Annotated in this window: 18 protein-coding genes and 4 tRNA genes; 1 reads left to right on the top strand and 21 read right to left on the bottom strand. The window is 61.4% G+C overall.

Annotation, left to right across the window (positions count from 1 at the left end; all coding sequences use genetic code 11):
* Positions 1-2 precede the first annotated feature (2 nt).
* The 20 genes from rplC to ppsR form a co-directional block, all read right to left on the bottom strand.
* Positions 3-656: a 50S ribosomal protein L3 gene (rplC, locus tag ABC977_RS00880; RefSeq protein ID WP_369665334.1), complete on the bottom strand. Its 654-nt coding sequence runs from the start codon at positions 654-656 to the stop codon at positions 3-5.
* Positions 657-666: 10 nt separating this feature from the next.
* Positions 667-978 carry a 30S ribosomal protein S10 gene (gene rpsJ / locus ABC977_RS00875; RefSeq protein ID WP_369665333.1) on the bottom strand — a complete coding sequence of 104 codons (312 nt, stop codon included), beginning with the start codon at positions 976-978 and terminating at the stop codon, positions 667-669.
* A 4-nt stretch (positions 979-982) separates the two neighbouring features.
* Positions 983-2173, bottom strand: coding sequence for an elongation factor Tu (gene tuf / locus ABC977_RS00870; protein WP_369665321.1), 1191 nt, complete (start codon positions 2171-2173; stop codon positions 983-985).
* A gap of 25 nt (positions 2174-2198) precedes the next feature.
* On the bottom strand, positions 2199-4295 hold the full coding sequence (gene fusA / locus ABC977_RS00865; RefSeq protein ID WP_369665332.1) for an elongation factor G: 2097 nt from the start codon (positions 4293-4295) through the stop codon (positions 2199-2201).
* A 41-nt stretch (positions 4296-4336) separates the two neighbouring features.
* Positions 4337-4807, bottom strand: coding sequence for a 30S ribosomal protein S7 (gene rpsG / locus ABC977_RS00860; protein ID WP_369665331.1), 471 nt, complete (start codon positions 4805-4807; stop codon positions 4337-4339).
* 82 nt (positions 4808-4889) lie between these two features.
* On the bottom strand, positions 4890-5264 hold the full coding sequence (rpsL, locus tag ABC977_RS00855) for a 30S ribosomal protein S12 (RefSeq protein WP_369665330.1): 375 nt from the start codon (positions 5262-5264) through the stop codon (positions 4890-4892).
* Positions 5265-5543: 279 nt separating this feature from the next.
* The gene (gene rpoC / locus ABC977_RS00850; RefSeq protein WP_369665329.1) at positions 5544-9764 is read right to left on the bottom strand and encodes a DNA-directed RNA polymerase subunit beta'; all 4221 of its coding nucleotides are present in this window, start codon (positions 9762-9764) and stop codon (positions 5544-5546) included.
* 46 nt (positions 9765-9810) lie between these two features.
* Positions 9811-13965 carry a DNA-directed RNA polymerase subunit beta gene (gene rpoB / locus ABC977_RS00845; protein WP_369665328.1) on the bottom strand — a complete coding sequence of 1385 codons (4155 nt, stop codon included), beginning with the start codon at positions 13963-13965 and terminating at the stop codon, positions 9811-9813.
* A gap of 233 nt (positions 13966-14198) precedes the next feature.
* Positions 14199-14579, bottom strand: a complete 381-nt coding sequence (rplL, locus tag ABC977_RS00840; RefSeq protein WP_369665327.1) for a 50S ribosomal protein L7/L12 — start codon at positions 14577-14579, stop codon at positions 14199-14201.
* 44 nt (positions 14580-14623) lie between these two features.
* Positions 14624-15151 (bottom strand): 50S ribosomal protein L10, encoded by a 528-nt coding sequence (gene rplJ / locus ABC977_RS00835; RefSeq protein ID WP_369665326.1) that lies wholly within the window; start codon positions 15149-15151, stop codon positions 14624-14626.
* Between the two features lie 270 nt (positions 15152-15421).
* The gene (gene rplA / locus ABC977_RS00830; RefSeq protein WP_369665325.1) at positions 15422-16117 is read right to left on the bottom strand and encodes a 50S ribosomal protein L1; all 696 of its coding nucleotides are present in this window, start codon (positions 16115-16117) and stop codon (positions 15422-15424) included.
* Complete coding sequence (rplK, locus tag ABC977_RS00825) at positions 16117-16551, bottom strand: 50S ribosomal protein L11 (protein WP_369665324.1); 435 nt, start codon at positions 16549-16551, stop codon at positions 16117-16119. The genes rplA and rplK overlap by 1 nt, the downstream gene beginning before the upstream one ends.
* Positions 16552-16781: 230 nt before the next feature.
* Entirely contained in the window at positions 16782-17315 is a 534-nt protein-coding gene (nusG, locus tag ABC977_RS00820; RefSeq protein WP_369665323.1) for a transcription termination/antitermination protein NusG, read from the bottom strand.
* A 1-nt stretch (position 17316) separates the two neighbouring features.
* The gene (gene secE, locus ABC977_RS00815) at positions 17317-17694 is read right to left on the bottom strand and encodes a preprotein translocase subunit SecE (protein WP_369665322.1); all 378 of its coding nucleotides are present in this window, start codon (positions 17692-17694) and stop codon (positions 17317-17319) included.
* 33 nt (positions 17695-17727) lie between these two features.
* Positions 17728-17803: transfer RNA gene (locus tag ABC977_RS00810), tRNA-Trp, on the bottom strand.
* A gap of 71 nt (positions 17804-17874) precedes the next feature.
* A complete protein-coding gene (gene tuf / locus ABC977_RS00805; protein WP_369665321.1) occupies positions 17875-19065 on the bottom strand; it encodes an elongation factor Tu in 1191 nt (396 codons plus the stop codon).
* A 57-nt stretch (positions 19066-19122) separates the two neighbouring features.
* Positions 19123-19198 (bottom strand) — tRNA-Thr (locus tag ABC977_RS00800).
* 22 nt (positions 19199-19220) lie between these two features.
* A tRNA-Gly gene (locus ABC977_RS00795) sits at positions 19221-19294 on the bottom strand.
* A gap of 28 nt (positions 19295-19322) precedes the next feature.
* Positions 19323-19407, bottom strand: a tRNA-Tyr gene (locus ABC977_RS00790).
* A gap of 324 nt (positions 19408-19731) precedes the next feature.
* Positions 19732-20544: a posphoenolpyruvate synthetase regulatory kinase/phosphorylase PpsR gene (gene ppsR / locus ABC977_RS00785; protein WP_369665320.1), complete on the bottom strand. Its 813-nt coding sequence runs from the start codon at positions 20542-20544 to the stop codon at positions 19732-19734.
* 171 nt (positions 20545-20715) lie between these two features.
* On the opposite strand from ppsR, the gene ABC977_RS00780 reads away from it, so the two are divergent.
* Positions 20716-21177, top strand: a complete 462-nt coding sequence (locus ABC977_RS00780) for a hypothetical protein (RefSeq protein WP_369665319.1) — start codon at positions 20716-20718, stop codon at positions 21175-21177.
* Positions 21178-21388: 211 nt separating this feature from the next.
* Here ABC977_RS00780 and ABC977_RS00775 read toward each other — a convergent pair whose 3' ends face one another.
* Complete coding sequence (locus ABC977_RS00775) at positions 21389-22189, bottom strand: general secretion pathway protein GspB (RefSeq protein WP_369665318.1); 801 nt, start codon at positions 22187-22189, stop codon at positions 21389-21391.
* Positions 22190-22192 lie beyond the last annotated feature (3 nt).

The following is a 22192-nucleotide window of genomic DNA, read 5'->3' as shown; positions in this document are numbered from 1 at the left end:
GACTATCCGCCTTTTTTCGCACGCTTGACAGAGGGGGTCACGACCAAGCGACCGCCGGCCGGACCCGGAACGCCACCACGAACCAGCAGAAGGTTGCGCGCCTCATCGACACGAACGACCTCGAGATTCTGCTGACAGCGTTGTACGTTACCCATCTGACCAGCCATCTTCTTGCCCTTCCACACGCGGCCGGGGCTCTGATTTTGGCCGATCGAGCCTGGCGCCCGATGAGAGAGCGAGTTGCCGTGGGTCGCGTCCTGGGTGCTGAAGTGATGGCGTTTGACCACACCGGCAAATCCACGCCCCTTTGTGACGCCCCGCACATCGACACTCTGGCCCGGCGCAAAAATCGACAGAGGAATCTGCCCACCCGGTGCCCATTCGTCGTCGCCGCCTTCGGCCAAACGGAATTCATGAACATAACGACCGGCTTCGACGCCAGCCTTTGCAAAATGCCCGGCCAACGGTTTGGTTACACGCGAAGCTCTCCGCGCACCAACGGTCACCTGCAGCGCACGATAACCATCCCGCTCCACGGTCTTCACTTGCGCGATGTGGTTCGGCTGCACTTCGATGACCGTTACCGGAATGGACGCACCATCCTCGGTGAAGATACGGGTCATGCCGGCCTTGCGCCCGATAAGTCCGATCGCCATTGCTCTAACCTCAACTCAACCTGATCTGAACATCGACGCCAGCCGCCAGGTCCAGTTTCATCAGGGCATCCACCGTTTTGTCCGTCGGATCGACGATATCCATCAGCCGCTTGTGCGTGCGCAACTCGTACTGATCCCGCGCATCCTTATTCACATGCGGCGAGACCAGGACCGTGAAACGCTCCTTCTTCGACGGCAATGGCACCGGACCACGCACCTGAGCACCCGTCCGCTTGGCGGTATCGACGATTTCCCGCGCAGACTGATCGATCAATCGATGATCGAACGCCTTCAGTCGTATACGAATTCGTTGGCTCGTCATATCGTCACTCGATCACCTTGGAGACGACGCCGGCGCCGACCGTGCGACCACCTTCACGAACCGCAAAACGCAGCCCCTCCTCCATCGCAATCGGCGCAATCAGCTTCACCGTCATCCGCACATTGTCACCCGGCATCACCATCTCGATGCCCTCCGGCAACTCGCACGCCCCCGTCACATCCGTCGTGCGAAAATAAAACTGCGGACGATATCCATTGAAAAACGGCGTGTGTCGACCACCTTCCTCCTTGCTCAACACATACACCTCCGCCTCGAAGTGCGTGTGCGGCGTGATCGTCCCAGGCTTCGCCAACACCTGACCACGCTCCACATCGTCCCGCTTCGTACCACGCAACAACACCCCAATGTTGTCCCCGGCCTGCCCCTGGTCCAACAACTTCCGGAACATCTCCACACCCGTGCACGTGGTCTTCGTGGTGTCGCGAATCCCTACAATCGCAACCTCCTCACCCACCTTCACCACACCACGCTCAACACGCCCCGTCACCACCGTGCCACGACCCGAAATCGAAAACACATCCTCAATCGGCATCAAAAACGGACCATCAATCGCCCGCTCCGGCTCCGGAATGTAACTGTCCAACGCCTCCATCAACTGGTCAATCGCCTGACCACCCAGCTCGGTCTCGTCCCCTTCCATCGCCTTCAGCGCCGAACCCGTCACAATCGGCGTGTCATCACCCGGAAATCCATAAGCATCCAACAACTCGCGAACCTCCATCTCCACCAACTCCAACAACTCCTTGTCGTCCACCATGTCCGCCTTGTTCAAAAACACCACGATGTACGGCACACCCACCTGCCGCGCCAACAAAATATGCTCGCGCGTCTGCGGCATCGGACCGTCCGCCGCCGATACCACCAAAATCGCCCCGTCCATCTGCGCCGCACCCGTGATCATGTTCTTCACATAATCCGCGTGCCCAGGACAGTCCACATGCGCATAATGACGATTGTCCGTCTCATACTCGACATGCGCCGTCGCAATCGTAATCCCTCGCTCACGCTCCTCCGGCGCATTGTCAATCTGATCGTACGCCCGCGCCTCACCACCAAACTTCTTCGCCTGACGCAACGTGATCGCCGCCGTCAACGTCGTCTTGCCATGATCCACGTGCCCAATCGTCCCCACATTCACGTGCGGCTTCTTTCTCTCAAACTTTCCTTTGGACATGAGGCCTTACCCCTTAATCAGATCGTTACTGTTTCTTCGCGACCGCCTCGGCAATGCTGGCGGGCACTTCGTTGTATTTGGAGAACTCCATGCTATAGGTCGCGCGCCCCTGGGTCGCTGAACGCAGATCCGTCGCATAGCCAAACATCTCGGCCAACGGCACTTCGGCTCGGATGATCTTGCCCGAGGGGGCGTCATCCATACCCTGCACCATACCGCGACGACTATTCAGATCGCCCATGACATCGCCCATGTAGTCCTCTGGGGTGACGACCTCGACCTTCATGATCGGCTCGAGCAAGACAGGCTTCGCCTTGCCACAACCCTCCTTGAACCCGATCGAGCCAGCGATCTTGAAGGCCATCTCGCTCGAGTCGACTTCGTGGTACGACCCGTCATAAAGAGTGACCTTGATATCGACCATCGGAAAACCGGCAAGCACACCGTTGGCCATAGCCTCCTGGATGCCCTTATCGACCGCCGGAATATATTCCTTGGGCACGACACCGCCGACGATCCCGTTGACGAAACTGTAACCCGCTCCCGGCTCTTGCGGCTCGATACGCAGGTAGACGTGACCGAACTGACCGCGCCCCCCCGACTGGCGCACGAACCGGCCTTCCTGCTCAACGGACTGCCGAATGGTCTCGCGATAGCTGACTTGCGGCGCACCGACATTCGCCTCGACCTTGAATTCGCGGCGCATCCGGTCGACGATGATCTCCAAGTGCAGCTCGCCCATCCCGGAAATGATGGTCTGACCCGACTCCTGGTCGGTGTTGACCCGGAAGGAGGGATCTTCCTGCGCCAGTTTCGACAGGGCAACCCCCATCTTCTCCTGATCGGCCTTCGTCTTGGGCTCGACCGCGACCGAGATGACTGGCTCGGGAAATTCCATCCGCTCGAGCGTGATGACCTTATTGAGGTCACACAGAGTGTCACCCGTGGTCACGTCCTTGAGGCCGACGGCGGCCGCGATGTCGCCGGCACGCACCTCTTTGATCTCTTTTCGCTCATTCGCGTGCATCTGCAGGATACGCCCGACTCGCTCCTTGCGACCCTTGACCGGGTTGAACACCGTGTCGCCGGAGCCCAACACCCCCGAATAGACACGGAAAAAGGTCAGGGTACCGACGAAAGGATCGGTTGCGATCTTGAACGCCAAGGCCGCAAAGGGTGCATCATCGGATGCCGCGCGCTCGCCCTCGGTCTCGGCCGCATCGTCCAGCACGCCTCGAATCGGCGGAACATCGACCGGAGACGGCAGATAGTCGATCACCGCGTCGAGCATCGCCTGCACGCCTTTGTTCTTGAACGCCGAGCCGCACAACATAGGAACGATCTCGCCCTTCAGCGTGCGCGCACGCAGGCCGCCCATGATCTCCTCGCGCGTCAGCTCAACGCCTTCGAGGTACTTCTCCATCAATTCATCGTTGGCCTCGGCGGCGGCCTCGACGAGATGACCACGCCACTCATCGCACTGACCAGCGAGCTCAGCCGGAATCTCAGCCAGCTCGAACTGCATGCCTTTGGAATCGTCGTCCCAGTAGATCGCCTGCATCCGCACCAGGTCGACGACCCCCTTGAAGTGCTCCTCGGCACCGATCGGCAACTGAAGCGGCACCGCGTTACCGCCCAGCCGATCACGGACCTGCTGAACCACCCGGAGGAAGTTCGCCCCCATCCGATCCATCTTGTTGACGAACGCCAAACGGGGCACCTGGTACTTGTCCGCCTGCCGCCATACGGTTTCCGATTGAGGCTCGACACCGCCGACCGCACAAAAGACCGCGCACGCCCCATCGAGGACCCGCAAGGATCGCTCGACCTCGATCGTGAAATCGACGTGACCCGGGGTATCGATGATATTGATGCGATACTCCGGCCGTGCCATGTCCATGCCTTTCCAGAAGCAGGTCGTCGCCGCTGACGTGATCGTGATGCCACGCTCCTGCTCCTGCTCCATCCAATCCATGGTCGCGGCCCCGTCATGCACCTCCCCCAACTTGTGCGACACACCCGTATAGAACAGGATGCGTTCGGTGGTGGTGGTCTTGCCGGCATCGATGTGGGCCATGATGCCGAGGTTCCGATACCTTTCTATGGGTGTGCTGCGTGCCACGAGTGTTTCCGCCTCAAATCTGTGTCAGCGCGTTACCGCCGCTACCAGCGATAGTGCGAGAAGGCCCGGTTGGCCTCGGCCATCCGATGCGTATCTTCTTTCTTCTTGACCGCCGCACCACGCGAATCCGCGGCGTCCATCAACTCGCCGGCCAAACGATGCGCCATCGACTTCTCCGAACGCTTGCGAGCCGCATCGATGATCCAACGCATGGCCAACGAATTGCGGCGCGACGGCCGAACTTCGATCGGCACCTGATAAGTGGCCCCGCCGACACGCCGCGACTTGACCTCGACCATCGGACGCACGTTTTCCATGGCCTGATCCAGAAGCCCGATCGGCTCGACCCCCTTTTTCTCAGACACCTGATCGAGCGCCCCATAGATGAGCCGCTCGGCGGTCGACTTCTTGCCATCCCTCATCATCATATTGATGAACTTGGCAAGCAACTGGCTCCCGTGCTTCGGATCGGGCAGGATCTGACGACGGGCAACGACGCGTCTTCTCGGCATGATGTACGGACTCCGTCCAAAAGACTCGCGGGAATACGATCACAACAGATACGAAACGGCCTCGACGCTCGCCAAGACCGACCTATTTCTTCGGCCGCTTGGCGCCGTATTTCGAACGCCCCTGGCGCCGCTTCTCGACGCCCGACGCATCCAAGGCACCGCGGACCGTGTGGTAGCGGACACCCGGCAGGTCCTTGACCCGCCCCCCGCGAATCAACACCACCGAGTGCTCTTGCAGGTTGTGCCCCTCACCTCCGATGTAGGAGGCGACCTCGAAGCCATTGGTCAACCGGACGCGAGCCACCTTACGCAGCGCCGAGTTCGGCTTCTTCGGCGTCGTGGTATAGACGCGCGTACAAACGCCCCGCTTCTGCGGACAGGCCTCGAGGGCCGGCACGTTACTCTTGGCCACGCGACGCTTTCGGGGCCTGCGCACCAACTGATTGATAGTTGCCATGCAATCGATCTCCACCGGCGCCGCAGCGCTATCCAGACATCAAGGGCAAAGGGCGCGACTGGTTGCCCTAGCGACCAGGAGGCAACAAACCAGGGGCCTTCGCACTTGACTTGAAGCTGTGCCTGGGCATCGAACGCCCGATTCAGGAAACAAGCAAGCCGGCGATGAGCCGGCCGAGCTAAGACCGAGCATTGTAGGAAAAGGAGCCAGGCAAGTCAACTGCCTACCTGGCCAGGTTCCGGGAGGGTGCGCGCCCCTCCCGGTGGCGAGAAGACCCGCTCAGTCGGTACTCGAGACGTTCAGCTCTTGCTTGAGGGCTTGCTCGAGCTCAGCGGCCGTCATTTCGACCCGCCCGCTCCCGCCTTCTTGCAGACGCTCGGATTGACGTTGACGGCGTCTCGCACGATGGTGCGAAAGCCCCGTACCCGCCGGGATCAACCGACCAACGATCACGTTTTCCTTGAGCCCGGTCAGCTTGTCCGTCGATCCCCGCACAGCGGCCTCGGTCAGCACACGGGTCGTCTCTTGGAACGAAGCCGCCGAGATGAAGGACTCGGTGGCCAACGACGCCTTCGTGATACCCAGCAACAAGGGCTGCCATTGTGCCGCGACCTTGCCTTCGGCTGCGACCCGCTCGTTTTCGACCAACAGCGCCGTGTACTCGACCTGCTCGCCGCGCAGCAAGCGCGTATCACCTGGATCCGTGACCTCGACCTTGCGCAACATCTGGCGAATGATCACCTCGATGTGCTTGTCGTTGATCTTCACACCCTGCAGCCGATACACGTCCTGGATCTCCTTGACCAGGTACTCGGCCAACGCTCGAACCCCCTTCAGGCGCAGGATATCGTGGGCAGCCAACTCGCCATCCGAGATGATCTCGCCGCGCTCGACACGCTCGCCTTCGAAGGCATTCACATGTCGCCATTTCGGGATCAGCTCTTCATAGGTTTCGCCGTTGTCCTGAGTGATGATCAGACGCTGCTTGCCCTTGGTGTCCTTGCCAAAACTCACGGTCCCGGACACCTCGGCCAACAGCGCGGCCTCCTTGGGCTTGCGGGCCTCGAACAGATCCGCGACACGCGGCAGACCACCGGTGATATCACGGGTCTTGCTCGACTCCTGCGGAATGCGGGCAATGACATCACCAACGGCCACCTCGGCACCATCGGCTACGCTGACGATCGCACCCGACGGCAGATAGTAGCGGGCCGGCATGTCGGTACCCGCGATGTTCAGATCGCCCCCTTCCTCATCGACCAGCTTGACCATGGGCCGCAGATCCCGACCCATCGCCGGCCGCTGCTTCGGGTCAATGACCACGTGGGCGCTCAAGCCGGTGATATCGTCGGTTTGGATGTGGACCGTGACCCCTTCGATGAAATCCTCGAAGCGTAACCGCCCGGCTACCTCGGTGATGACCGGATGGGTATGAGGGTCCCAGGTCGCAATGATCTGCCCACCGGCGACGGCGTCACCGTTATTGACTCGCACCGTCGCCCCGTAAGGCACCTTGTAGCGTTCACGCTCGAGACCCTTGTCATCGGAGACCGTGAGTTCTCCGGAGCGGCTGACAGCGACGAGATTGCCACTGTGATGGCGCACCGTCTTGATGTTGTGCAGCCGCACGGTACCGGATGACTTGACTTCGATGCTGTTGACGGCCGCGGCGCGCGAGGCCGCACCACCGATATGGAAGGTGCGCATCGTCAACTGGGTGCCCGGCTCGCCGATCGATTGCGCCGCGATGACGCCCACGGCCTCGCCGAGGTTGACCCGGTGGCCACGCGCCAGGTCCCGACCGTAGCACTGGGCGCAGACGCCCAGACGCGACTCGCATGTGATCGGCGAACGAACGTAGACCTGATCGATCCCCCGCGACTCGAGCCGCTCGACCCAGGCCTCATCGAGCAAGGTGCCCGCCTGACAGACCAGCTCCCCCGTCGCGGGCAGGAAGACGTCGACCGCGATGACACGACCCAAGATCCGCTCGCGCAGCGGCTCGACCACGTCACCCCCTTCGATGATCGGGGTCATCAACAGCCCCTTCTCGGTGCCGCAATCCGTCTCCAGCACGACCATGTCCTGCGCCACATCGACCAACCGTCGCGTCAAATACCCGGAGTTCGCGGTTTTGAGCGCGGTATCGGCGAGACCCTTGCGGGCACCATGCGTCGAGATGAAGTACTGGATGACATTCAGGCCCTCGCGGAAATTCGCCGTGATCGGCGTTTCGATGATCGAACCATCGGGTTTCGCCATCAGCCCGCGCATCCCGGCCAGCTGCCGAATCTGGGCCGCTGACCCGCGGGCGCCCGAGTCGGCCATCATGTAGATCGAGTTGAAGGAATCCTGTTGGACTGGGCGGCCTTCGGGGTCGAGAGCCTGCTCCTTACCGAGCTTGGCCATCATCGACTTGGCCACCTGATCGTTGGTATAGGACCAGATGTCGACGACTTTATTGTAACGCTCGCCATTCGTGACTAGCCCCGACGCGTATTGATCCTGGATCTCCTTGACCTGGATCTCGGCTTCGGCCAGGATCCGCGCCTTTTCCTCGGGCACCGCCATGTCCTCGAGACCGATCGAGACACCGGCCCGCGTCGCCATGCGGAAACCGAGGTACATGATCTGATCAGCGAATACCACGGTCTCTTTCAGACCCAGGCGGCGATAGCAGGAGTCGATCAGCCGCGAGATCTGTTTTTTCCCGAGCGGCTGATCGACCAGATCGAACGGAAGCCCGTTGGGGACGATCTCGAAGACCAGGGCCCGACCGACCGTTGTATCCCGGATCTTGACCTGCTCCTGAAACGCGCCGTCCTCGGCCTTGATGACCTCGCGAATCCTTACCCGGCACCGGGCGTGCAAGTCCGCCCGCCCGGTTTCGTAGGCGCGTCGCGCTTCGTCGATGCCGCTCAAGACCAACCCCTCGCCTTTCGCCCCGATGCGTTCGCGCGTCATGTAGTAGAGGCCCAGCACCACGTCCTGCGACGGCACGATGATCGGCTCACCATTCGCCGGAGACAAGATGTTGTTCGACGCCATCATCAGCGCCCGCGCCTCGATCTGCGCCTCGAGTGACAGAGGAACGTGGACGGCCATCTGGTCGCCATCGAAATCGGCATTGAAAGCCGTGCAAACGAGCGGATGGAGCTGGATCGCCTTGCCTTCGACCAGCACGGGCTCGAAGGCCTGGATGCCGAGACGATGCAGCGTCGGCGCGCGGTTGAGCATGACCGGGTGCTCGCGAATGACCTCCTCGAGGATGTCCCAGACCTCGGGCGCCCCGCGCTCGACCATCTTCTTCGCCGCCTTGATGGTCGCGGCCAGGCCGCGCAATTGCAGCTTGCTGAAGATGAAGGGCTTGAACAGCTCCAGCGCCATGCGCTTCGGCAGGCCGCACTGATGCAGCTTCAAGGTCGGTCCGACCACGATCACCGAACGCCCCGAATAGTCGACCCGCTTGCCGAGCAGGTTCTGCCGGAAACGCCCCTGCTTGCCCTTGATCATGTCGGCAAGCGACTTGAGCGGCCGCTTGTTCGTCCCGGTGATGGCACGGCCGCGGCGGCCGTTGTCGAGCAGCGCATCGACCGATTCCTGGAGCATGCGCTTTTCGTTACGGACGATGATGTCGGGCGCGACCAGATCGAGCAACCGCTTGAGTCGGTTATTTCGGTTGATGACGCGCCGGTAGAGGTCATTGAGGTCGGAGGTCGCGAAACGCCCACCGTCGAGCGGCACCAACGGCCGCAAGTCCGGAGGCAACACCGGCAGCACGGTCAGGATCATCCACTCCGGCCGATTTCCGGAGTCCAGCAGCGATTCCATCAGCTTCAGTCGCTTCGACAGCTTCTTGACCTTGGTCTCGGAGTTCGTGGTTTCGATCTCCTCGCGCATCAGCCGAATCTCTTTCGGCATGTCGATCGTGCGCAGCAGTTCGAAAACCGCCTCGGCCCCCATGCGCGCATCGAATTCGTCCCCGTTCTCCTCGAGGGCATCCAGGTACTGTTCGTCGGTCAGCATCTGGCCGCGCTCGAGCTGTGTCATACCCGGATCGACGACGACGAAGGACTCGAAGTACAGGATCCGCTCGATGTCGCGCAGGGTCATGTCGAGCAGCAGCCCAATCCGCGACGGCAATGACTTCAGGAACCAGATGTGCGCCACCGGGCTGGCCAGCTCGATGTGCCCCATGCGCTCGCGCCGCACCTTTGCGAGCGTCACCTCGACCCCGCATTTTTCGCACACCACGCCGCGATGTTTCAGCCGCTTGTACTTTCCGCACAGGCACTCGTAATCGCTGATCGGACCGAAGATCTTGGCGCAGAAGAGCCCATCGCGCTCCGGCTTGAAGGTCCGGTAGTTGATGGTCTCCGGCTTCTTGACCTCGCCGTAGGACCAAGAGCGAATCATGTCCGGCGACGCCAGACCGATCTTGATCGCGTCGAACTCGAGCGCCTGACCCTGCTGCTTGATAATGTTCAATAAATCTTTCAAGACCGTGCCTCCTGTCTGAGCTTACCCTTCAGCGACATGACTGGCTTCAGTCCTGTTCCAGTTCCACGTTGATGGCCAACGAGCGGATCTCCTTGACAAGCACATTGAAGGACTCGGGCATACCGGCCTCCATGCGATGGTCGCCATCGACGATGTTCTTGTACATCTTGGTGCGACCATTCACATCGTCGGACTTGACGGTCAGCATCTCCTGCAACGAGTACGCCGCACCGTATGCCTCCAACGCCCAGACCTCCATCTCGCCGAAACGTTGACCACCGAACTGGGCCTTGCCGCCGAGCGGCTGCTGGGTCACGAGGCTATAGGGCCCGGTCGAGCGCGCATGCATCTTGTCATCGACCAGGTGATTGAGCTTCAGCATGTACATATACCCCACCGATACCTCGCGTTCGAACCGATCACCGGTGCGACCGTCGTACAAGACCGTTTGCCCGGTCTCCGAGAGATCGGCCAAACGCAGCATCGCTTTGATCTCTTCCTCGGACGCCCCATCGAAGACCGGTGTCGCGAGCGGTACGCCACCGGTCAGGTTGCGAGCCAATTCGAGGATCTCGGCATCATCGAGGCTGTCGAGATCCTCGGGCTTGCCACTGGTGTTGTAGATCTCGCCCAAGAAGGCCCGAAGCCGGGCGATCTCGACTTGGCTGCGCACCATCGCGTCGATCTTTCGGCCCAACCCCTTCGCGGCCCAACCCAGATGCATCTCGAGCACCTGGCCGACGTTCATTCGCGACGGAACACCGAGAGGATTCAGCACGATATCGACGGGCTCCCCATCGGCCGAGAACGGCATATCCTCGACCGGTACGATCATCGAGATAACACCCTTGTTACCATGGCGACCGGCCATCTTGTCGCCCGGCTGAATCCGCCGTTTGACGGCGACATAGACCTTGACCATCTTGAGCACACCCGGGGCCAGGTCGTCGCCACTGGCGATCTTGCGTTTCTTGATCTCGTAACGCTGACGGAATTCCTCACGCAACTGTTTGATCTGAAGCGCGACCGCTTCGAGCTGGCCGGCCAGATCCTCGCTGTGCAGCCGGATCTCCAGCCAGGCATCCCTCCCATCCGTCTGCACCAATTCGGCGAGATAGGTCTTGGTGATCTTGCCACCTGGCCGCAGGCCCCGAGGACCACCATCGGCGACCTTGTTCAGCAGCATCCGCTCGACCCGCTGGAAGGCATCGTTCTCCATGATGCGTTGTTGGTCGGCCAAGTCCTTGCGAAACCGGTCCAGCTCCATCTCGTCGATCTGCAGCGCGCGCTTGTCCTTCTCGACGCCATCACGGGTGAAGACCTGGACATCGACCACGGTCCCGGCCATGCCGGACGGCAGCCGCAGCGACGTATCCTTCACGTCCGACGCCTTTTCGCCAAATATCGCCCGCAGGAGTTTCTCCTCCGGGGTCAATTGCGTCTCGCCTTTCGGCGTGACCTTGCCGACGAGGATGTCGCCATCGCGAACCTCGGCACCGATGTAGACGATCCCGGACTCATCGAGCTTCGACAAGGCCGCCTCGCCAACGTTCGGGATATCGCCAGTGATCTCCTCCTGCCCCAGCTTCGTGTCGCGCGCCAGGCAGGTCAGCTCCTCGATGTGGACGCTCGTGAAGCGGTCCTCCTGAACGACCCGTTCGGAGATCAGGATCGAGTCCTCGAAGTTGTAGCCGTTCCAGGGCATGAAGGCGACGCGCAGATTCTGTCCGAGCGCCAACTCGCCCATGTCCGTCGAGGGACCGTCGGCCAATACGTCGTCGCGGGCGACCTGGTCACCCGGGCGCACCAAGGGCCGCTGGTTGATGCAGGTGTTCTGGTTGGAACGCGTGTACTTCGTCAGGTTGTAGATATCGACCCCCGGGACCCCGGGCTCGGCCTCGTCATCATTCACCCGCACGACGATACGCGCCGCATCGACCGATTCGATCACCCCGCCGCGTCGCGCCCACACGACGACGCCCGAATCCTTGGCCACGACCCGCTCCATGCCGGTCCCCACCAAGGGTTTCTCGGCACGCAAAGTCGGCACGGCCTGGCGCTGCATGTTCGAACCCATCAAGGCCCGGTTCGCGTCGTCGTGCTCGAGGAACGGGATCAGCGAGGCTGCCACCGAGACGATCTGGCGCGGCGAAACGTCCATGTAATGGACCTCTTCCGGCGCCTTCATCGTGAACTCGTTCATATGTCGGCAGGACACCAACGCATCGATCAGCCGGCCCTCGTCATCCAACGTCGCATTAGCCTGCGCGATGACGAAATGCCCCTCCTCGATGGCCGACAGATAATCGATCTGATCGGTCACGCCCCCATTCTCGACCTTGCGATAAGGGGTCTCGAGAAAGCCGAACCTGTTGGTGCGCGCATAGACGGCGAGCGAGTTGATCAAACCGATGTTCGGCCCCTCCGGTGTCTCGATCGGGCAGACCCGGCCGTAGTGGGTCGGATGCACGTCGCGCACCTCGAAACCGGCGCGCTCGCGGGCCAGCCCGCCTGGACCGAGCGCCGATACACGCCGCTTGTGCGTGACTTCCGACAGCGGATTGTTCTGATCCATGAACTGCGATAGCTGGCTCGACCCGAAGAACTCCTTGATTGCCGCCGAGACCGGTTTGGCGTTGATCAACTCCTGCGGCATCAGACCTTCCGACTCGGCCAGCGACAAACGCTCCTTGACGGCCCGCTCGACTCGGACCAACCCGACCCGGAACTGGTTCTCGGCCATCTCGCCGACACAACGGATGCGACGATTGCCGAGATGATCGATATCGTCGACGGTGCCTCGCCCATTGCGCAGTTCGACGAGCACCTTCATCGCGTCGACGATATCCGAGGTGTCGCCCAATGCCTGATAGAGGGTTTGCGAGAACTCATCGGCGCGCTCCCGGAAGTAACGCCCGTCATAGAGCACGCCCGGCCCTTCTTCCGACTCACGCCCGAGGCGACGATTGAACTTCATGCGGCCGACCGCGGACAGGTCGTAGCGATCCGGCGTGAAGAACAGGTTGTGAAACAGGTTCTGCGCCGCCTCCTTCGTCGGCGGTTCGCCGGGTCGCATCATCCGGTAGATTTCGACCTGCGCCTCCAGATCCGACGTCGTCGGATCGATACGGAGCGTCTCCGAGATATAGGGCCCATGGTCCAGATCGTTGACGAACAGGGTCTCGATCCGCTCGACGCCTTTCTGGCGCAGCGTCTCGACCAACTCAAGCGTCAATTCGGAATTGGCTTCGGCCAGGACCTCGCCGGTCTCCTGATCCACCTGCGCATGCGCCAATACGCGGCCCACCAGAAAATCGGCGGGCACGTCCAGGCGCTCGATGCCCGCCTTCTGAAGCTCGCGGATGTGGCGCTGGGTGACCCGCCGCCCTGCCTCGACCAACAGGTCTTCGCCGACGCGGATATCGAAACTGACCGTCTCCCCGCGCAAACGTTCTGGCACCAGTTCGAGACTGGTCGACTCGCGCCCCAGATGAAACGCATCCGTCTCGAAAAAGCAGCCGAGGATCTCCTCGACGCCATACCCCAGTGCACGCAGCAACACCGTGGCCGGCAATTTGCGACGCCGGTCGATGCGAACGAACAGGTTGTCCTTGGGATCGAACTCGAAATCGAGCCAGGACCCACGGTAAGGAATTACGCGAGCGGAGAACAGCAGCTTGCCGGATGAGTGCGTTTTTCCCTTGTCATGGTCGAAGAAGACCCCGGGCGACCGATGCAGCTGCGAAACGATCACCCGCTCGGTGCCGTTGATGATGAAGGTGCCGGTCTCGGTCATCAGTGGCAGTTCGCCCATGTAGACTTCCTGCTCCTTGATGTCCTTGACGACCTTCGACCCTGCCGGGGCCTCCTTGTCATAGATCACCAACTGCAGCCGAACCCGCAAAGGCGCAGCATAGGTCGCACCGCGCAGATGGCACTCGCGCACATCGAAGGGCGGATCACCGAGGCGATAACTGACATACTCCAGCACGGCATTGCCGGAATAGCTCTCGATCGGAAAAACGCTCTTGAAGGCCGCGTGCAAACCCTTGTCGGCACGTTTCTTCGCTGCCGTATCCGCCTGCAGGAAATCGCAGTAGGACTCGATCTGGGTCGCAAGGAGGAAGGGCACGTCCAGGATGCCGGGACGCTTGCCGAAATCTTTGCGAATGCGCTTTTTCTCGGTGAAAGAATAGGCCATACTGCCTTCCCTCGAAAGTGCTTAGAGATGACCCGGCGACGGGGCACCGTCGTGACGGAGCGGTGGCGGGTCCGGAAAATCCGCCAGCGCGTGAAATCGATATGGTTACTCAATCCGTGCCGTAAACCGGCCCTGAGCATTTACTCCTTCGCACAAACGGCAAAAGGCCGGCGGCTCGTGCCGCCAGCCATGACGCAATGCCAACAGCAAACTGCGACGACGCAAGGTCGTCGTTACTTGATCTCCACGGCAGCGCCGGCCTCCTCCAATTGTTTCTTCGCCTCTTCGGCGTCGGCCTTCGACACGCCTTCCTTGAGCACCGTCGGCACGCCCTCGACCGCGTCCTTGGCTTCCTTCAGGCCCAAGCCGGTCAGTGCCCGCACCGTCTTGATCACCGAGACCTTATTGGCACCGAACGAGGTCAGAACGACGTTGAATTCGGTCTGCTCCTCGACGACCGGCGCATCCGCGCCGCCACCGGCGCCCGGGGCCACCGCAACCGCTGCGGCCGCCGTCACGCCGAACTTCTCTTCCATCGCACTGATCAGGTCGACCACTTCCATCACGGTCATGTTCGCGATGGCTTCAAGGATTTCGTCTTTCGAGACGGACATGGGTTACTCCGAAACAAAAATATAGGGTTGATATCGACAGACGGTTAGGCGGCTTCCTTGGCCTCGCGAACCGCGGCCAAGGTACGGACCAGCTTGCCCGGGACCTCGTTCATCGTCGCGGCCAGCTTCTGGACCGGCGCCTTCATCACGGCCATCAACTGGCTGACCGCCTCATCATAGGTAGGCATCTTCGCCAAAGTGCCGATCTCGGTGGGCGGCAAGAGCCGACCACTCACAGCAATCAGCTTGACCTGGAAGCTATTGTTCGCCTTCGCGAAGGTCTCTAAGACGCGCGCCACCGACCCGGGATCCTGCTGCGAGAACGCGAGAACCAGCGGGCCCTTGAGCCCGTCGCGCATGCACGCAAAGTCGGTATCCACCAAGGCCCGGCGCGCCAGGGTATTCTTGACGACGCGAACATAGACGCCAGCCTTGCGCGCCTCGGCACGCAACTGCGTCATCTGCTCGACCGTCAACCCCCGGTACTCGGCTCCGATGGCCGAATAGGCACTCCTAGCAACCTCCGCGATCTCAGCAACGACGGCCTCCTTTTGGGCGAGATTCAACGCCACTATCGTCACCTCCTGATCACGGTTCTCGAGGAAAACAACCTCGATTACATCCGCCGCCGCGGACCTCGGTCCGGCGCGACGACCTCATCCGTGCACCGTCTTCAGGATCAACCTGAATCGGGAGCACCGTCTGCGCAGGCTGGATGATTTAAGCCCGTCGGCGCATCGACGCGCACGGGCACCTGCGGTCTTTGACGGCCCTCGACCGACGGCCGAGGCCCCAAAGCCTGACTGAAGAGCGCTTCGCGCCCCCTCTAGCAGCCCTGGATCTCACAGACCCAAGGCCGCATGATCCACCGAGATCCCGGGCCCCATCGTCGTGGACACGGTCACCTTCCGCATATAGATGCCTTTCGAACTGCTCGGCTTCGCCTTGATCAGGTTCGCCAGCAAGGCCTGTAGGTTTTCGCGCAGCGCAACCGGATCGAAATCGATCTTGCCGAGTGGACAGTGAATGATCCCGGCCTTGTCGGTGCGATAACGAACCTGCCCGGCCTTCGCATTGTTGACGGCCTCGGCGACGTTCGGCGTGACGGTGCCGACCTTGGGGTTCGGCATCAAGCCGCGTGGCCCCAGCAGTTTTCCGAGCTGCCCTACGACCCGCATCGCGTCGGGCGACGCGATCACCACATCATAGGCCAGGTTCCCGGCCTTCATGTCCTCGGCCAGATCCTCCATACCCACCCGGTCGGCACCCGCCGCCAGCGCCGCATCGGCGTTGGCGCCTTGCGCGAACACGGCGACCTTGACCGTCTTGCCGATACCATGCGGCAGCACGGTCGAACCACGCACCACCTGATCCGACTTACGCGGATCCACGCCGAGATTCACCGAGACATCGACCGTCTCGACGAACTTGACGCTCGACAAATCCTTGAGGAGCGCGAACGCCTCCTCGGCCGGATACAGGCGACTGCGATCGACGCGCTGACGCATCGCATTGAGACGCTTGGATGCCTTAGCCATCACTGCACCTCCTCGACAACCAAACCCATCGCCTTCGCGCTACCAGCAATGGTCCGCACCGCTGCATCGAGATCGGCCGCCGTCAGATCCGGCATCTTGATGTTCGCGACCTCTTCGAGTTGCGCGCGCGTCACGGTCCCGACCTTGTCCCGGTTCGGATCGGCACTGCCTTTGGCCAGCCCCGTGACCTTCCTCAGGAGAACCGAGGCCGGCGGCGTCTTCGTGATGAAGGTGAAGCTGCGATCGGAATAGACGGTGATGACGACCGGCGTCGGCATCCCTTTTTCCATCCCTTGGGTTCGCGCATTGAACGCCTTGCAGAACTCCATGATATTGACGCCGTGCTGACCGAGCGCCGGCCCGACGGGCGGGCTTGGCGTAGCCTCGCCGGCCTTCACTTGCAGCTTGATGTAAGCTGTGATCTTCTTAGCCATTGAAATCTCCCGTGGGTCTAACGCCGGCCCGCTAGGAACCAGCTCCCCGATTTGCCACCCGAAACCAAGCCGGCACTGCCAGATCGGCCATCATTCGGGATATCACCAGCCGGACGAGCGGCCACGGCCCGGGCCACACACCCAAAAAACCAACAAAAGGTAACAGTCAGCGCGGGCCAACCACAGCACAAGCCCAGAAATAGCAAGCCGAAACGCAAGGGCGAGCCTGCTCACCCTTTCTCGATTTGACCAAACTCCAAATCAACCGGAGTCGACCGCCCAAAGATCAGGACGGAGACTTTCAGACGACTCTTTTCGTAGTCGACTTCCTCGACGACGCCGTTGAAGTCCGTGAAGGGGCCATCGACCACCCGAACGACCTCGCCAGGCTCGTAGAGCACCTTCGGACGAGGCTTCTCGACACCCTCCTGCACGCGCAACAGAATCGCCTCTGCCTGCTTCTCGGGAATTGGCGCCGGGCGATCTCCAGTCCCACCAATGAAGCCCATCACCTTCGGCACACTGCGCACCAAGTGCCAGGTGTCGTCCGTGAGCTCCATGTTGATGAGCACGTAACCGGGAAAGAATTTTCGCTCGCTCTTGCGCTGCTGCCCGCCACGCATCTCGACCACCTCTTCGGTAGGAACGAGAATCGGGCCGAAGCTCTCCTCCATGCCCGCGCGACGAATACGTTCTTCGAGAGAACGCTTGACTTGCGCCTCGAAACCCGAATAGGCGTGAATGACGTACCAGCGTTTCCCCATGTCAGCCTCCGTGGCCGACCAAGAAACGCACGATCGCCATCAGGATACTATCGAAAAACCACAAGATCAGGCCCAGGATCAACACCATCACGATGACGACCAAGGTCGTCTGCATGGTTTCCTGACGCGTCGGCCAAACCACTTTGCGCACCTCGGCGCGCGCGTCGCCGGCGAACTGCCAGAGACGCCGACCTTGGGAGGTTTGCAATGCGATCGCGCCAGCCCCAGCACTGACGACCAGCAACCCAATGACCCGCACCAGAGTCGAATAATCGGAGAAGAAATAGAAGGCCGACAGGCCTGCCAGCAACAGGACGACCGCGGCCGCAAGCTTGGCCGTATCCATGCGGCTACCGGTTACTTCAGCGCGTGAGTTCATGATGGGGCCGTTCGGTCGCTTGCACTAGAAATATGGCAGGCCAGGAGGGACTCGAACCCCCAACCTGCGGTTTTGGAGACCGCTGCTCTGCCAATTGAGCTACTGGCCTAGAAATTGACTACTGATGGCACCCGACAGGTGACTGCCTGAGACACCGCGACACCACCAGCAAGATAAACCTCACTCGATCACCTTGGAGACGACGCCGGCGCCGACCGTGCGACCACCTTCACGAACCGCAAAACGCAGCCCCTCCTCCATCGCAATCGGCGCAATCAGCTTCACCGTCATCCGCACATTGTCACCCGGCATCACCATCTCGATGCCCTCCGGCAACTCGCACGCCCCCGTCACATCCGTCGTGCGAAAATAAAACTGCGGACGATATCCATTGAAAAACGGCGTGTGTCGACCACCTTCCTCCTTGCTCAACACATACACCTCCGCCTCGAAGTGCGTGTGCGGCGTGATCGTCCCAGGCTTCGCCAACACCTGACCACGCTCCACATCGTCCCGCTTCGTACCACGCAACAACACCCCAATGTTGTCCCCGGCCTGCCCCTGGTCCAACAACTTCCGGAACATCTCCACACCCGTGCACGTGGTCTTCGTGGTGTCGCGAATCCCTACAATCGCAACCTCCTCACCCACCTTCACCACACCACGCTCAACACGCCCCGTCACCACCGTGCCACGACCCGAAATCGAAAACACATCCTCAATCGGCATCAAAAACGGACCATCAATCGCCCGCTCCGGCTCCGGAATGTAACTGTCCAACGCCTCCATCAACTGGTCAATCGCCTGACCACCCAGCTCGGTCTCGTCCCCTTCCATCGCCTTCAGCGCCGAACCCGTCACAATCGGCGTGTCATCACCCGGAAATCCATAAGCATCCAACAACTCGCGAACCTCCATCTCCACCAACTCCAACAACTCCTTGTCGTCCACCATGTCCGCCTTGTTCAAAAACACCACGATGTACGGCACACCCACCTGCCGCGCCAACAAAATATGCTCGCGCGTCTGCGGCATCGGACCGTCCGCCGCCGATACCACCAAAATCGCCCCGTCCATCTGCGCCGCACCCGTGATCATGTTCTTCACATAATCCGCGTGCCCAGGACAGTCCACATGCGCATAATGACGATTGTCCGTCTCATACTCGACATGCGCCGTCGCAATCGTAATCCCTCGCTCACGCTCCTCCGGCGCATTGTCAATCTGATCGTACGCCCGCGCCTCACCACCAAACTTCTTCGCCTGACGCAACGTGATCGCCGCCGTCAACGTCGTCTTGCCATGATCCACGTGCCCAATCGTCCCCACATTCACGTGCGGCTTCTTTCTCTCAAACTTTCCTTTGGACATGACGGACCTCCGCAAGATGACCACAAACAGCGCGCGATTCGCGCGATTCGCCTATTTTGGAGCCCATGACCGGAATTGAACCGGTGACCTCACCCTTACCAAGGGTGTGCTCTACCGACTGAGCTACATGGGCCATACTCTAACCATTACCGCGATGGAGCGGGTGATGGGAATCGAACCCACACCATCAGCTTGGAAGGCTGAGGTTCTACCATTGAACTACACCCGCATGCAGGACAACGGAGCAAAACACGATTTGGTGGAGGGGGGAGGATTCGAACCTCCGAAGGCTGAGCCGTCAGATTTACAGTCTGATCCCTTTGACCGCTCGGGAACCCCTCCAAACGAGCGCTACAGTTTAGTTTGCCCGCGACGCGACGTCAACGGCAAGATTGGGCACGCCCTGAAGTCCGCCGAGCGCTGAGACTCGACGCGCAGCGCCGACGCCCGGCAGTGTACCGAACACCGGGAGGGAGGTCCACGAGGACCTGTTCGTGATGAATGACCGAATGACCACCGACCTCTTGGGTCAAGGATGTTCGTTCCGCGGGACTCGCTATAACGGCTCGCGCGCAAGGCACTGACCCGCCGGCCGCTCAGGGCCCGACCGTCCCAGCGACCCGATGCCGAGCACCTGCGGTCAACGCCGAAGCCGACCTCGCCCCATCAGTCGATCTTGTTGCGGATGGCCTTGACGATGTGCGAGGAGATCTCCTCGATCGATTGGCTGGTTGTATTGAGTACCGGGACATCGAGGCGCCGATAGATCGCCTGAGCCCGCTTGGTATCCAGTTGACAACGCGCCAGGGAGGCATAGTCGCTGCCCGGGCGACGTTCCTCGCGGATCAGCTGCAAACGTTGCGGGTCGATCGTCAGCGCGAACAACTTCCGACGACTGGCCCAGACCTCCGGCGGTACGTCATCCCGGTCGAAGTCCTCTTCGGTCAGCGGATAGTTCGCGCTACGCAGGCCATAGTGCATCGCCAGATAGAGACAGGTCGGGGTCTTGCCGGAGCGCGACACGCCGATGAGCACGACATCGGCATGATCGAAATTGTCCGGTCGGATCCCGTCATCGTTGGACATCGCAAAATTGATCGCCTCGATCCGCTTGGTGTAGGAACTTGGCTTCGTGATCGCGTGGCTGCGTCCGGACTGACGGCTCGGCGCCATCCCCAATTCCACCGCGAGGGGTTCGATGAAGCCCTCGAACAGCTCCATGTAGAAACAGTTGCCATCTCGGAGGACCTGACGGATCCGATCGTCGAGCATGGTTGCGAAGACGATCGGGCGCGCACCATCGCGATCGAAGGCCTCCTGCATCCTTTGCACCAGGGCATGGGCGCGCGCCTCGGTGTTGATGTGGGGCATGTAGACCTGCTGGAAATCGAGCGCCTCGAACTGCGACAATAGGCTGTGCCCCATCGTCTCGGCCGTGATGCCCGTGCTTTCGGATACGTAGAAGACCGTGCGTCTCATGATTCGTCGCGTCTCGCGTTCAATATCGCGGCCGGGCCGGATCCCATCGACCGGGCCCTTGATACACATCCAGTGCGGTCGGTACGGGTCGTCGGGCGTTTCGACCGTTCGGCTCCCGCTTCCCAACCGACTGGTTCGGGTAACGCCATTCTAAGCCACAGGACCGCACCCATGGCATCCATCAGCAACGACCACGACCTGCGCCAGGCCCTCAACGAGCTGCCCGAGATCGAACAGCGGATCCTCGGCGCCCGCTTCGCTGACAGCGTCGCCCGGTGGGGCCGGGAACCTCGGGTCAGCCGAGCCATCGAAACCGCCCTGAAACCAGATGCCAGCCCTGGCGAGATCGAGGACGCCTATCGGGCCGCGAAATCCCATGCGACGAAAACCTATACGGACTGCGGAAAGGACACCAATTGGTTGGCCCAGGCCGATCATTTCGTCGCCGCCGCCGCGGCGGCGGCCTTGACCCCGGGATCGCTGTTGACCGATAAGCAGAACCGAGCCTGGAAGGCCGCCGTCCAAGCTCGCATGGCGGTCAATTGCGCCATGATGGAGGGCCAGGAAAGCGGCTTTTCGAACGAGGCCGAGCGCCAGTATCTGCTGATCAACGAACACCTCGGGGCCGGTTGACAAGCGGCGCTCGGTGACCGCGTCCGCAGCGATCGGCTCTCGGCATCCGGTTCCGGCGCCGGGCGGCCCGTGGCCGCTGCGGCGATGACCGGACGATCAGGTACGAATCGCGAAGCGCCGACAGATCATGGCTGCACGATCTGACGGCCGGTACGACACGAAAGGCGGACGAAGTAGTGAGCGATGTCGCGCATGACGCGGCAAAAACCGCCTAAGGTTTCCTGAAGACCTGCACGTTGCCATACCCCAGCCACACCCCATCCGGCTGGATCTCGAGCACCTCGAGACCCTCGCGGGTCTGCTCGCCTTCCCCGTACCGCAACGAGTTGATTACGACGAAACGCCTCTGCGGATCGGCGTCGTGGACGTGAGCGGTCATGATGAAGGCCGGCAGGGTCGGTTGTTCGGCGGGCCGCAAAGGTTCGACATCGGCGACCTCATCGCGACTGGGTAGACCCTGCTGCTCGCGACGGATCTGCTCGCGGAAACTGGTGATCTCCTCGACCAGGTCTTCCGGTATCCCTGCGGCGATCGATCGAGAACGGGGCCCCGTTGGTCCGGGCTCGGCCGACACCGGCGCAGGCCCGGCCGACGGCGTGGGAGCCGGGGCCTCGGCCCCGGGCGCTGCCGGTCCAAAACGCAGACCCAGCGTTTCCGTTGCGACATCGACGGCACCTTGCTCCAACACCGCCTGAGCTCGGTGCCCGGCGCGATCGTCACCACCGCGATCGGTGGTCAGACCCACCGGAGCAGGCGACGACCACGCGACAGCGTCGGGCAACGGAGCCGTTAGCGACGGCGAAGGTGCCGTCGTTGGCTGCGCCACAACGCGCCACAAGGCGACCAACGCGATGGCCACGGCGACGAAGGCCAGTCCCAACGCCAAACCGACCCATGGATTCAGCCGGGGACCAGCCGGTTCCTCGACCAGCAGGCCGGTATCGATTCGCGGAACCTGCCCAAGCGCACGCTCCTGCTGGGATTTCTTCAATGCCTCCAGGATGAAGGACATGGT

This window comes from Thioalkalicoccus limnaeus (assembly GCF_041197575.1).
Lineage (GTDB): Bacteria > Pseudomonadota > Gammaproteobacteria > Chromatiales > Chromatiaceae > Thioalkalicoccus > Thioalkalicoccus limnaeus.
Note: the sequence above shows the minus strand (reverse complement) of the source record. Positions and strands in the feature narration are given on the sequence as shown.

What these genes read in the sequence shown, in the direction of transcription:
- rpsL (WP_369665330.1), bottom strand. Translation starts at nt 5,264, where the DNA reads ATGGCAACTATCAATCAGTTGGTGCGCAGGCCCCGAAAGCGTCGCGTG.
- ABC977_RS00775 (WP_369665318.1), bottom strand. Translation starts at nt 22,189, where the DNA reads ATGTCCTTCATCCTGGAGGCATTGAAGAAATCCCAGCAGGAGCGTGCG.
- ppsR (WP_369665320.1), bottom strand. Translation starts at nt 20,544, where the DNA reads ATGAGACGCACGGTCTTCTACGTATCCGAAAGCACGGGCATCACGGCC.
- rpoB (WP_369665328.1), bottom strand. Translation starts at nt 13,965, where the DNA reads ATGGCCTATTCTTTCACCGAGAAAAAGCGCATTCGCAAAGATTTCGGC.
- rpsJ (WP_369665333.1), bottom strand. Translation starts at nt 978, where the DNA reads ATGACGAGCCAACGAATTCGTATACGACTGAAGGCGTTCGATCATCGA.
- nusG (WP_369665323.1), bottom strand. Translation starts at nt 17,315, where the DNA reads ATGGGGAAACGCTGGTACGTCATTCACGCCTATTCGGGTTTCGAGGCG.
- rplK (WP_369665324.1), bottom strand. Translation starts at nt 16,551, where the DNA reads ATGGCTAAGAAGATCACAGCTTACATCAAGCTGCAAGTGAAGGCCGGC.
- rplC (WP_369665334.1), bottom strand. Translation starts at nt 656, where the DNA reads ATGGCGATCGGACTTATCGGGCGCAAGGCCGGCATGACCCGTATCTTC.
- rplL (WP_369665327.1), bottom strand. Translation starts at nt 14,579, where the DNA reads ATGTCCGTCTCGAAAGACGAAATCCTTGAAGCCATCGCGAACATGACC.
- ABC977_RS00780 (WP_369665319.1), top strand. Translation starts at nt 20,716, where the DNA reads ATGGCATCCATCAGCAACGACCACGACCTGCGCCAGGCCCTCAACGAG.
- rplA (WP_369665325.1), bottom strand. Translation starts at nt 16,117, where the DNA reads ATGGCTAAGGCATCCAAGCGTCTCAATGCGATGCGTCAGCGCGTCGAT.
- secE (WP_369665322.1), bottom strand. Translation starts at nt 17,694, where the DNA reads ATGAACTCACGCGCTGAAGTAACCGGTAGCCGCATGGATACGGCCAAG.
- tuf (WP_369665321.1), bottom strand. Translation starts at nt 19,065, where the DNA reads ATGTCCAAAGGAAAGTTTGAGAGAAAGAAGCCGCACGTGAATGTGGGG.
- tuf (WP_369665321.1), bottom strand. Translation starts at nt 2,173, where the DNA reads ATGTCCAAAGGAAAGTTTGAGAGAAAGAAGCCGCACGTGAATGTGGGG.
- rpsG (WP_369665331.1), bottom strand. Translation starts at nt 4,807, where the DNA reads ATGCCGAGAAGACGCGTCGTTGCCCGTCGTCAGATCCTGCCCGATCCG.